Origin of the sequence: Sinomicrobium pectinilyticum (assembly GCF_003725735.1) — a bacterium.
Classification (GTDB): domain Bacteria; phylum Bacteroidota; class Bacteroidia; order Flavobacteriales; family Flavobacteriaceae; genus Sinomicrobium; species Sinomicrobium pectinilyticum.
The window spans coordinates 1-1,992 of record NZ_RJTM01000049.1; the positions used below are offsets into that span (position 1 = coordinate 1).

3 protein-coding genes are annotated in these 1,992 nt (G+C 55.6%); all 3 read left to right on the forward strand.

The features are described from left to right. Positions 1 to 83: 83 nt before the first annotated feature. Positions 84 to 638, forward strand: a complete 555-nt coding sequence (locus ED312_RS07655; protein WP_123215424.1) for a C40 family peptidase — start codon at positions 84 to 86, stop codon at positions 636 to 638. Positions 639 to 873: 235 nt separating this feature from the next. Then, positions 874 to 1,512 (forward strand): fibronectin type III domain-containing protein, encoded by a 639-nt coding sequence (locus ED312_RS07660; RefSeq protein WP_148044239.1) that lies wholly within the window; start codon positions 874 to 876, stop codon positions 1,510 to 1,512. Between the two features lie 2 nt (positions 1,513 to 1,514). Then, the coding region (locus ED312_RS07665) for a hypothetical protein (RefSeq protein ID WP_148044240.1) at positions 1,515 to 1,992 on the forward strand (478 nt) is incomplete at its 3' end.

Consider the following 1,992-nt stretch of genomic DNA (forward strand, 5'->3'; position numbering starts at 1 on the left):
TGCACATTGACCGCACAATTGTACCGCGGCTTCAGGCGGCTGCTGGACAGCGCTTTTACCACACATTCCTTAAAACTGAACCCATGGCAACACGTATGTATTTACCTGGCTGGCTATATCTCCTTATTCTGGGGTATGGCCACCTGGCTTTCGCGAATGATGTAAGCACCCTGCGCCGGGTATACACGGCCGAAGTGGGCGTTAAAGAAGCCACCGGGCAGAACGATGGCAAGCGGATAGCCGAATACCTCCGCTATACCGGCCTGGGTGAGGGGTACGAGTGGTGTGCCGCATTCGTCAGCTTCTGCTTTGGCAAGGCGGGCTACGCCGAGCCCCGGACCCCCTGGAGCCCCGCCCTGTTCCCGGAGCGTAAGGTGATCCGGACGAAAAAAGAGGCCCTCGTTTCCGTTACACTCAAACGAGAACCAGTTGGAGAGAAGGCCCAAAAAACCCCCCGTGCCGGCGATGTCTTCGGGCTCTACAATACCCGCCTGGGCCGCATAGCCCACGCCGGTTTTATAGACCGTTGGACCGCCAACTGGGCCTATACCGTAGAAGGCAACGTAGCCAATGCCGTAGTACGTAAACGCCGCCCTGTACGAACCCTTACCGTTATTGCCCGGTGGACGGATGATTAGCCCCGTCACTGCCAGCCCTTCGGCTGTGCTCAGGATAAACTAAAGCGTCGGCAGTCTGGTAGCTGGAATGCGCCTGCCATTGGGAATTGCTGCCAGCCTGAAGAGATTGCCACGGGCAAAGCCCTCGCAAAGACGCATACTTGTAAAGATTTTGGGAGTTAAGAAGGACCTCCTCCAAAACTCCCCAACTCATCAACTAAAAACCCAAATGTTTAACATAAAAAATTTCAAAAAAATGAGACGACCAAAATTAATAACAAACTATGGCTATCTGAGTGATGGCGACCTGGCCGTACTGGCCACACGCACTTTAGATGCACTGAGCACGAACACCAATTTCCCGGACCTGGACCCGCCATTTGCGGAATACGAGCCCGTGGCACAGGATTACCTGAACAAACAGGGGATCACTGCCGCGGGCGGCAACCTGCGGGAAACCAAGGAAAAGGACGAAGCCCGTGCCGCCCTGGTGACGATGATGCGCCGGGTAACGACCTATATCAATAATTTTACCGACCTGGCTTCCGTACAGCTTAGCTCGGGTTTCTATCCCGCAGCTACGCCCCGGAGCACCGGGGTGCCCCTTCCGTGTGAATGGACGCGTATCCGAACTTCCCGGAGACCGGGCGAGATATTGCTGGATTTCCCGGCCATACGGGAAGCCTATGAGTACGAAAAACAAATTGCCGATACATTGGACGAAACGGGGCAGCCCCTATGGCAATCTGCAGGCAGTACGTCCAGGTCCCGCGGCAATTTCTATGCCCCCGTACAGGACGGGGTGACGTATTATTTCCGGGTACGGGCGCGCAACAAAAACGGTGTGAGTGCCTGGAGCCCCGTGTCCTCCATGCGTGCCACGGTAAAGGAATAACCATGAACACGCCACTAAAGCTATTCCTCCTGTGGGCCGGCTGTTGTTTTTTGGCCTGCTGTAGTATCTCCCGATCCCGATACACATCGGGACGCCACCGGCAAAGCGAAACCAAACAGCGTTCGGAAGCACGTATACTTGACTTCCGCGCCATGTCCGTCGAACAGCTCGACAGCTTGTCTTTGGTACAGGTACACCAGGCCTTACAGGAACTGGAAGCAGTGGCTATCCATCCTGTAGGCCGGTTTAGCTATCACCGCGATTCCGGCTTTAGCGGGGAGGCGGAAAAGGTGGTGATCTATAACCGGCGTAAGGTGGCTTACGACGCGTTGCAAAATAAGCACCATAGCCATACCTTACAGGAAAAACACAACCTGCGCGACAGCAGCGATACCAGGGAAGTGCAGCAGCACGAGGTAAAGACCGTAGCACGTACCGGCACCCGCGGCGTCAGCCGGTGGTTGATCGCCATAGCGGTCA

Bases quoted from the DNA above. Each gene is read 5' to 3' on its own strand.
- ED312_RS07655 (WP_123215424.1), top strand. From the start codon at position 84: ATGGCAACACGTATGTATTTACCTGGCTGGCTATATCTCCTTATTCTG.
- ED312_RS07660 (WP_148044239.1), top strand. From the start codon at position 874: ATGAGACGACCAAAATTAATAACAAACTATGGCTATCTGAGTGATGGC.